The 8,583-nt window shown below is 76.2% G+C and carries 8 protein-coding genes; all 8 read left to right on the top strand.

Going from position 1 to position 8,583, the window contains the following annotated elements; genetic code table 11:
- Positions 1–1,615: ABC transporter substrate-binding protein (locus tag ATM99_RS14910; protein ID WP_062103656.1), on the top strand; the 1,615-nt coding region annotated here is incomplete at its 5' end.
- Positions 1,612–2,559, top strand: coding sequence for an ABC transporter permease (locus tag ATM99_RS14905; RefSeq protein ID WP_062103658.1), 948 nt, complete (start codon positions 1,612–1,614; stop codon positions 2,557–2,559). The genes ATM99_RS14910 and ATM99_RS14905, both read left to right, overlap by 4 nt.
- The gene (locus ATM99_RS14900; protein ID WP_062103655.1) at positions 2,556–3,491 is read left to right on the top strand and encodes an ABC transporter permease; all 936 of its coding nucleotides are present in this window, start codon (positions 2,556–2,558) and stop codon (positions 3,489–3,491) included. The genes ATM99_RS14905 and ATM99_RS14900 overlap by 4 nt, the downstream gene beginning before the upstream one ends.
- On the top strand, positions 3,488–5,251 hold the full coding sequence (locus ATM99_RS14895) for an ABC transporter ATP-binding protein (RefSeq protein ID WP_062103654.1): 1,764 nt from the start codon (positions 3,488–3,490) through the stop codon (positions 5,249–5,251). Before ATM99_RS14900 ends, ATM99_RS14895 begins: the two co-directional genes overlap by 4 nt.
- Positions 5,248–6,081, top strand: a complete 834-nt coding sequence (locus tag ATM99_RS14890) for a DUF1684 domain-containing protein (protein WP_062103653.1) — start codon at positions 5,248–5,250, stop codon at positions 6,079–6,081. The genes ATM99_RS14895 and ATM99_RS14890 overlap by 4 nt, the downstream gene beginning before the upstream one ends.
- Positions 6,078–6,674, top strand: coding sequence for a GNAT family N-acetyltransferase (locus tag ATM99_RS14885; RefSeq protein WP_223305143.1), 597 nt, complete (start codon positions 6,078–6,080; stop codon positions 6,672–6,674). The genes ATM99_RS14890 and ATM99_RS14885 overlap by 4 nt, the downstream gene beginning before the upstream one ends.
- Positions 6,671–7,795: an amino acid ABC transporter permease gene (locus ATM99_RS14880; protein WP_062103652.1), complete on the top strand. Its 1,125-nt coding sequence runs from the start codon at positions 6,671–6,673 to the stop codon at positions 7,793–7,795. The genes ATM99_RS14885 and ATM99_RS14880 overlap by 4 nt, the downstream gene beginning before the upstream one ends.
- A partial coding sequence (locus tag ATM99_RS14875; protein WP_062103651.1) for an amino acid ABC transporter ATP-binding protein occupies positions 7,792–8,583 on the top strand: 792 nt, incomplete at its 3' end. The genes ATM99_RS14880 and ATM99_RS14875, both read left to right, overlap by 4 nt.

The following is an 8,583-nucleotide window of genomic DNA, read 5'->3' as shown; positions in this document are numbered from 1 at the left end:
CTGGGCCGTCGCCGCCCTCGTCCCCACGCTGCTGCTCGCCGCCTGCTCGACCGCCGCGGCCCCCGCCGCCGGCCCGTCCGACGCGGCTGCGGCGAGCGCCGACCCCGTGCCCGGCGGCACGCTGCGGTTCGCGCTCGGCGCGTCGCCCAGCGGCGTCGACCCCCAGCAGGTCGGCTCGAACGTCAGCATCTACGTGGCCCGCCAGCTCGCCGACTCGCTCACCGACCAGGACCCCGAGACGGGCGAGATCGTGCCGTGGATCGCGACGAGCTGGGACGTGAGCGACGACCTCACGCAGTTCACGTTCCACCTCCGCGACGGCGTCACGTTCTCCGACGGCACGCCCCTGACGGCGGCGACCGTGAAGGCGAACCTCGACGTGCTGGCCCGCGGGCTCGGCGCCGGGTCGGCGCTCGCGACGAGCTACCTCTCGGGGTACGTCGAGACGCGCGTCGACGACGAGCGCACCGCGACGGTCGTCTTCGAGGCGCCCAACGCGCAGTTCCTGCAGGCCACGTCGACGGTGTCGCTCGCGATCCTCTCCGACGCGACCACGCAGGCCGCGCCCGAGGAGAGGCTGCAGGGTGACGTCGTCGGGTCCGGCCCGTTCGTGCTCGAGAGCTACACGCAGGACCAGGGCGCCGTGCTCACGCGACGTGACGGGTACGCGTGGGCGTCGGGCGTCTCCGACCACGACGGTGAGGCGTACCTCGACCGCATCGAGTTCACGGTCGTCCCCGAGTCCGGCGTGCGCGCCGGCGGGCTCGCCTCCGACCAGTTCGACGCGATCGGCGACGTGCTGCCGCAGGACGTCGCGCAGGTCGAGGCGACCGACGGCACCGTGCTCACGCGCACCAACCCCGGTGTCGTGTTCGTGCTGCAGCCCAACGTCACGGCCGCGCCGCTCGACGACCCCGACGTGCGCCGCGCGGTCAACCTCGCGATCGACCGGCAGCAGCTCGTCGACACCGTGCTGTCCGACGCGTTCCGGCCCGCCACGAGCGTGCTCGCGTCGACCACGCCCGGGTACGTCGACCTGTCCGACGAGCTCGCGCTCGACGCCGACGCCGCGGCCGACCTGCTCGACGACGCCGGCTGGGAGCCGGGCGACGACGGCATCCGGCAGAAGGACGGGCAGCGGCTCACGTTCGACGTCGTCTACGCGCCCCTGTTCACCGGGTCGCAGGCCGTGCTGGAACTGGTCCAGCAGCAGCTGCGCGCCGCGGGCGTCGACCTGCAGATCCGCCAGCAGACCCCCGCCGAGCAGCAGCAGTCGCTGACGGCGGGCGCGTTCGGCACGTACTACTACAACGTCACGCGCGCCGACGGCGACATCCTGCGCACGCAGTTCTCGTCGACGCTGCGCAACATCAACCAGCGCCCCGCCGACGACGTGCTCGACCCGCTGCTCGACGCGCAGCTCGCCGCCGCCGACCCCGCCGCGCGTGCCGACCTCGTCGCGCAGGCGCAGCGCGAGGTGCTCGACCAGGGGCTCGCGATCCCGCTGTTCGAGCTCGCGCAGTCCATCGGCGTGGCCGGCGGCGTGCACGGCGTGGCGTTCGACGCGTCCTCGCGGCTGCTGTTCCACGACGCGTGGATCGAGCCGACGCCGTGACCCGGTACGTCCTGCACCGCGTCGTCGGCGCCGCGGCCGTGCTGCTCGCCGCGTTCACCGCGGCCTTCGCGGTCCTCTACCTGCTGCCGAGCGACCCGGTGAGCATCATGCTCGACCAGAGCTCGACCGGCGGGTACGTCGACCCCGCGCAGGTCGACGCGCTGCGGGCCAGGTACGGGCTCGACCAGGGCCCGCTCCAGCAGTACCTCGGCGCGCTGGGGCGCACCCTGCGCGGCGACCTCGGCACGTCCGTCGCGTCGGGCGCACCCGTGGCCGGTCTGATCGCGGCCGCGCTGCCCGAGACCGCGCGGCTGGCGGCCCTGGCCCTGGGCCTCGCGGTGGTCGGCGGCGGTGCGCTCGCGACCGCCGCGACGTGGACGCGCTCGGCGCGCCTGCGCGGGTTCCTGCTCGCGCTGCCGCCGCTCGGCGTCGCGGTCCCGACGTTCTGGGTCGGGCTCGTGCTGCTGCAGGTGCTGTCGTTCCGGTACCCGCTGTTCCCGGCCGTCGGCAACCGGGGCGTCGCGAGCCTCGTGCTCCCGGCCGTCACGCTCGCGATCCCGCTCGGCGCGACCGTCGCGCAGGTCCTCGCGCACGGCATGGGCGCCGCGTGGCGCGCGCCGTACGTCGAGACCGCGCTCGCCAAGGGCGCGACCCGCACGCGCGTGCAGCTGCACCACGTCACGCGCAACGCCGTGCTGCCCGCGCTCACGCTGCTCGGCGTGCTGGTCGGCAACGTGCTCGCGGGGTCCGTGGTCGTCGAGACCGTGTTCTCGCGGCAGGGGTTCGGGCGGCTCGTGCAGTCGGCCGTCACGACGCAGGACATCCCCGTCGTGCTGGGGCTCGTCGTCGTGGCCGCCGCGGTGTTCGTCGTCGTCAACCTGCTGGTCGACCTCGCGTACCCCCTGCTGGACCCGCGCCTGACCCGGGGGAGGGCCGCCGCATGACGCTCATCGGCACCGCTCGGCCGGACCGCACCGCCGTCCGCCCCGCCGCGCCCGTGCGCGACGCCGCCCCCGCGACGACTCGCGCCTCCCGCGTGCGTCGCGCGCTGCCCGCGCGCCTGCGGCACCACCCGCTGACCCGGCCCGGCGCGCTGCTCGCGCTCGCGGTCGTCGTCGTGGTGCTCGCGTGGGCGCTCGTGCCCGGCGCGTTCACGTCGCACGACCCGATCACCGGCGTCCCGGCCGACGCGCTCGCGCCGCCCGGCGCCGCGCACTGGTTCGGCACCGACCACCTCGGCCGGGACCTGTTCGCGCGCACCGTGCACGGCACGGCCCTGTCGGTGCGCGCCGCGCTCGTCGCGGTCGCCGTCGCGGCGGCCGCCGGGTCCGCGGTCGGGGCGGTCGCCGGGTTCGTCGGCGGGCGCGTCGACGACGTGCTCATGCGCGGCGCCGACGTGCTGCTCGCGATCCCCAACCTGCTGCTGTCCCTCGCGGTCGTCACGGTGCTGGGCTTCGGCACGCTCGAGGTGGCGCTCGCAGTCGGCATCGCGTCGGTCGCGACCTTCGCGCGGCTCATGCGCGGCGAGGTGCTGCGCGTGCGCCGCGCCACCTACGTGGAGGCCGCGCACCTCGCCGGGGCCGGGCGTGCGTCGGTGGTCGTGCGGCACGTGCTGCCCAACTCGGCGGGCCCGGTGCTCGCGCTGACGACGGTCGAGCTCGGCGGGGTCGTGCTCGCCGTCTCGGCCCTGAGCTTCCTCGGCTACGGCGCGACGCCCCCCACACCCGAGTGGGGCTCGCTCGTCGCCGAGGGGCGCAACTACCTCGCGACCGCGTGGTGGTACTCGACGCTGCCCGGCGCCGTGATCGCCGTGGTCGTGCTCGCGGCCGGGCGCCTCGGGCGTGCGGTCGGACGACCGGGGAGGACCGCCCGATGACCGCCGAGGCCCTGACCACGCGCACCGCCGACGACCGGGCACGGCCCGGGGGCGACGCGCGACCCGTGCTCGTCGTGCGCGACCTGCACGTCACCTACCGCGGCACCGACGGCGACGTGCCGGCCGTCCGCGGCGTCGACCTCGACGTCCACGCGGGCGAGGTCGTCGCGCTGGTCGGGGAGTCCGGCTCGGGCAAGTCCAGCACCGCGCACGCCGTGGTCGGACTGCTGCCCGCGAACGGCGCGGTGACCGGTGGTGCGCTGACGCTCGGCGACGACCCCCGCACGGCCCTCGACCTCGCGACGCTGCCCGAGCGTGCGTGGTCGCGCGTGCGCGGTGCGCGTCTCGGGCTCGTGCCGCAGGACCCGGGCGTCGCGCTCGACCCCGTGCAGCGCATCGGCGACCAGGTCGCCGAGGTGCTGCGCATCCACCACCGCACGTCGCGGCGCGCGGCGTACGCCCGGGCGGTCGAGATCCTCGACGCCGTCGGCCTCGACGCACCCGCCGTCCGCGCCCGGCAGCACCCGCACCAGCTGTCGGGCGGCATGCGGCAGCGCGTCCTCATCGGCATCGCGCTCGCGTGCGAGCCCGAGCTGGTCGTGGCCGACGAGCCGACCAGCGCGCTCGACGTCACCGTGCAGCGGCGCGTGCTCGACCTGCTCGCCGACCTCACGGCACGCACCGGCACCGCGGTGCTGCTCATCACGCACGACCTGGCGCTCGCCGCCGACCGGGCCGACCGCGTCGTCGTCATGAAGGACGGGCGCGTGGTCGAGCACGGGGCGACCGCGCAGGTGCTGCGCGCCCCGCGGCACGCGTACACGCGGGAGCTGCTCGCCGCGGCCCCGGGGCTCGCGCCCCGGGACGCGGGCGGTGCGCCGACGGCGGCGCGGCCCGCCGCGCGGACGTCCCTCCGGGCGGCGTCGCCGGTGGCCCCGCGGGAGGACGTCGCGGTGGGTGACGGGCCCGCGCTCCTGGAGGTCGACGGGCTCACCCGCACGTTCCGGCTCGGCCCGCGGCGGACGGGCGACGTGCTGCGCGCGGTGGACGGAGTGACGTTCCGCGTGCCGCGCGGCTCGGCGTTCGCGCTCGTGGGCGAGTCGGGGTCCGGCAAGTCGACGACGGCGCGGCTCGTGCTCGGCCTCGACCGGCCCGACGCGGGCACGGTCCGGTTCGACGGCGTGGCCGTCGCCGGCGCCCGCGGCGACGCCCTGCGCGACCTGCGGCGCCGCACCCAGCTGGTCCACCAGGACCCGTCGACCGCGCTCGACCCGCGCTTCACGGTCGCCCGTGCCGTCGACGAGCCGCTGCGCGCGCACCGCGTGGGCACGCCCGCCGAGCGGCGCGAGCGCGTCGCTGACCTGCTGGCCCAGGTGCACCTGTCGCCCGACCTCGCGCGCCGTCGGCCCGCCGAGCTCTCGGGCGGCCAGCGCCAGCGCGTCGCGATCGCGCGGGCCCTCGCGCTCGACCCCGAGCTCCTGGTGCTCGACGAGCCGACCAGCGCGCTCGACGTCTCCGTGCAGGCCCGTGTGCTCGAGCTGCTCGCGGACCTCCGCGAGCGGCGCGGCCTGACCTACCTGTTCATCTCGCACGACCTCGCGGTCGTCCGGCGCGTCGCCGAGCACGTGGGCGTCATGCGGGCGGGCCGCCTGGTCGAGACGGGGCGCACCGCGGACGTCTTCGACGACCCGCGCGACCCCTACACCGCCGAGCTCGTCGGCGCGATCCCCGGCACGCACGCACGAGAGGACCAGCGATGACCCTGCAGGACACCGGCACCCGACCGGCCACCGACGCCCCGACCGTGCCGGACGACGCGCCGACCGCCGCCGCGCACGCCGCGTGGCGCGCCGCGCGCGAGGACGAGCTGCGCGCACCGCACGGCTGGCTCTCGCCCGTCGCGTACCTCGACGTGCCGCACGTCCCGACCGTGCTGGGCGACGTGCCCGGCCGCTGGTGGGTCGACGCCGACCAGGTGCACCACGCGGTGGGCGCCGACGTCACGACGCACGCGGTCGCCGAGGGCGGCTCGCAGGTCGTGGCGACCTACCTGCCCGCCGGACGCGCGCCGGCGGACGACGCCGGGACCGCCGAGATCGCGGTCGAGATCGTGCGGCGCACCGGTCGGTTCGCGCTGCGCCTGCGCGACCCGCAGGCGCCCGCGCGGGCGGCCTTCACGGGCGTCCCCGCGTACCCGCACGACGCGTCGTGGGTGCTCGACGTGCCCGTCCGCTGGTACCCCGAGCCGCGCGAGGTCGTCGTGGGCGCGGCACGCCCCGGGCTCGTGCACCGCGTGCAGGTCGTGGGCGAGGTCGACGTCGCGCGGGACGGGCGGCGCGCGACCCTCGCGCTGACCGGTGCGCCGGGCGGCGCGGTGACGCTCCTGTTCAGCGACGACGCCGACGACGTCGCGCCGTGGCGCGTCGTGCAGGCCGGGGTCCCCGGTCCCGGCACGACGACGCTGCGGCTCGACCTCAACCGCGCCGTCAACCTGCCCTACGCGTTCTCGGACCACGGCACGTGCCCCGCGCCCGTGCCCGGCAACCACCTGCCGTTCGCGGTGACCGCCGGTGAGCGGGTGCCGCGGTGACCACGACCGCGCCCGTCGGGGCCGGTCCCGTGCCCGGCGACGCGCTCGAGGTGCGCAGCGTGCACCTGCACGACCCGCTCGTGCGGCCGCTGATCGACGAGCTCGCGCACGAGTACTGGTCCCGGTACCAGGGCCTGCTCACCTCCGAGCAGCTGCGCGACGAGATGGAGCACTACCCGGCGGAGGACCTCGCACCCCCGCACGGCGAGCTGCTGCTCCTGCTCGCCGACGGCGTGCCGCTCGCCGGGGGCGCGTTCCGACGCCGCACCGAGGCCGAGCTGGGGGACGCGGCGCTCCTGGAGCGGCCCGGCACCCGGCGCCGCGACGGCACACCCGCGGTGCGGACGGCCGAGCTCAAGCGCATCTGGACGCACTCGGCGCACCGCCGCCGCGGGCTCGCACGCCGCGTGCTCGCCGAGCTCGAGCGGCGCGCCGTGGCCCGCGGCTACCGGCGGCTCTACCTCACGACCGGTCCGCGGCAGCCCGAGGCCGCCGGCCTGTACCTGACCACGGGCTACCGCCCGCTGTTCGACCCGACGGTCACCCCCGCCGGTCCGCTGCCGTTCGAGAAGTGGCTGGAGGTCACGCCGTGAGCACGCACCTCGCGCAGGACGAGTCGCGCCTGATCGTGGCACCGCCCGGGCGGCACCCCGCCGACGCGTCGACCGGCACGTCGGCCGGCGCGACGCCGGGCTCGCCCGCCGGCGACCGGCTCGCGGACCTGCGGATCGTCCCGGCACGGCACCCCGGGCGCTGGGTCGCCACGGCCGCGGTCGCGGTCCTGCTCGCGATGGTCGTCAGCTCGTTGGTCACCAACGACCGCTGGGAGTGGGGCGTCGTCGCGCAGTACCTCACGTGGCCGTCGGTCGTCGAGGGCGCGTGGGCGACCGTGCGGCTCACCGCCGTCGCGGCGGTCGTCGGGTTCGCGCTCGGCACGGTGCTCGCGCTCATGCGGCTGTCTCGCTCGCCGCTGCTGCGGTCGGTGTCGTGGGCGTACACGTGGGTGTTCCGGTCGGTGCCGCTGCTGCTGCAGCTGCTGCTCTGGTACAACCTCGCCTATCTGTACCCGCACCTCAGCCTCGGCGTGCCGTTCGGCCCCGAGTACCTGTGGTTCGACACGCTGTCGGTCGTCGACAAGTTCTGGGCCGCGATCCTCGGGCTCGGCCTCTCGCAGGCCGCGTACTCCGCCGAGATCGTGCGCGCCGGGATCCTGTCGGTCGACCAGGGGCAGCACGAGGCGGCCGCGTCGCTCGGGCTGCCGCGCCGCCGCCAGGTGAGCCGCATCATCCTGCCGCAGGCCATGCGCACGATCGTGCCGACGGCCGTCAACGAGGTCATCGGGCTGCTCAAGGGCACGTCGATCGTCTACGTGCTCGCGTACGGCGAGCTGTTCTACATCGTCAGCGTCATCTACGGCCGCAACGGGCGCGTCGTGCCGCTGCTGCTGGTCGCGTCGATCTGGTACCTCGTGCTGACCACGCTCATCACGGTCGTGCAGTACTACGTCGAGCGGCACTACGCGAAGGGCGCGCTGCGGACGCTGCCGCCCACGCCGCTGCAGCGCGCGCGGTGGACCGTCCAGGTCGCGGTCGCGCGGCTCACCGGGCGTGACGTGCCACCGGGCGTGCCGCCGGCGTACGCCGCGCGGGCGCGCGTCGGGGTGCTGACGCGCACGTCGCGCACGGTCGCGCCGACCGCGGGGGAGCGGGCGTGAGTGCCGCGACGTCCGCGGCCGTCGACCGCGTCGCCGACGCGACGGGCCGCGTCGAGCTGCACGACGTGCACAAGGCGTACGGCACGCTCGAGGTGCTGCGTGGCGTGTCCCTGACGCTCGAGCCCGGGTCGGTCACGGTCGTGCTCGGGCCGTCGGGGTCGGGCAAGTCGACGCTGCTGCGCGTCGTCAACCACCTCGAGAAGGTCGACCGCGGGTTCGTCGCGGTCGACGGCGACCTCGTCGGGTACCGCCGGCGCGGGCGCACGCTGCGCGAGCTCACGGAGCGCGACGTGCTGCGGCAGCGCACCCGCATCGGCTTCGTGTTCCAGTCGTTCAACCTGTTCCCGCACCTCACGGCCCTGGAGAACGTCGTCGAGGCGCCCGTCGCGGCGCAGGGCCGCCCGCGCGCCCAGGTCGAGGCGGAGGCGCGCGAGCTGCTCGCACGCGTCGGGCTCGCCGACAAGGCCGACGCACGCCCGCGTCAGCTCTCGGGCGGTCAGCAGCAGCGCGTCGCGATCGCCCGGGCGCTCGCGCTGCGGCCGTCGGTGCTGCTGTTCGACGAGCCGACGTCGGCGCTCGACCCCGAGCTCGTCGGCGAGGTGCTCGACGTCATGAAGGACGTCGCGCGCAGCGGCACCACGCTGCTCGTCGTCACGCACGAGATCGGGTTCGCGCGCGAGGTCGCCGACACCGTCGTGCTGCTCGACCGCGGCGTCGTCGTCGAGCAGGGCCCGCCCTCCCAGGTGCTCGACGCGCCGCGCCACGAACGCACGCGCGCCTTCCTGCAG

This window comes from Cellulomonas sp. B6 (assembly GCF_001462455.1).
Taxonomy (GTDB): domain Bacteria; phylum Actinomycetota; class Actinomycetes; order Actinomycetales; family Cellulomonadaceae; genus Cellulomonas.
The sequence above is the reverse complement of the archived record's forward strand: the minus strand, read 5'-3'. Positions and strand labels throughout refer to the sequence as shown.

Coding starts and splice junctions, on each gene's coding strand:
- ATM99_RS14890 (WP_062103653.1), top strand. CDS start 5,248: ATGACCCTGCAGGACACCGGCACCCGACCGGCCACCGACGCCCCGACC.
- ATM99_RS14895 (WP_062103654.1), top strand. CDS start 3,488: ATGACCGCCGAGGCCCTGACCACGCGCACCGCCGACGACCGGGCACGG.
- ATM99_RS14900 (WP_062103655.1), top strand. CDS start 2,556: ATGACGCTCATCGGCACCGCTCGGCCGGACCGCACCGCCGTCCGCCCC.